We start from the raw sequence: 439 nt of genomic DNA, 5'->3' as shown, positions 1-439 counted from the left end.
CCGATATCGACGATGCAGACACCGAGTTCTTTCTCGTCCTGTTCCAGTACCGAGTAGCTGGAAGCCATCTGTTCCAATATGATTCCATCAACAATCAATCCACAGCGCTCGATACATTTGGTGATGTTTTGAGCGGCACTGACAGCCCCGGTAATCAGATGCACTTTGGCTTCCAGCCGTACTNNTGTACTCCTGACATGCCGATAGGCTCACGTATACCTTCCTGGTTATCGATAATGAATTCCTGAGGCAATACATGCAGTAATTGCTGATCGCCAGGGAAATGAACTGCCCGAGCGGCATCCAGTACCCGGTCCAAATCGCCCTGTGTCACTTCCTTATCTCGAATGGCTACGGTGCCATGTGAGTTCAGACTACGAATATGACTCCCGGCAATCCCGGCAAATACAGAGTGGATCTGGCATCCAGCCATCAGCTC

General features: G+C 50.6%; 1 pseudogene. It reads right to left on the bottom strand.

The window, feature by feature from the left end:
* A pseudogene (gene ftsA / locus B3182_RS16310) lies at positions 1-439 on the bottom strand (cell division protein FtsA); the annotation flags it as partial.

Source organism: Methylophaga sp. UBA4204 (genome assembly GCF_002379485.1).
Lineage (GTDB): Bacteria > Pseudomonadota > Gammaproteobacteria > Nitrosococcales > Methylophagaceae > Methylophaga.
The sequence above is the reverse complement of the archived record's forward strand: the minus strand, read 5'-3'. Positions and strand labels throughout refer to the sequence as shown.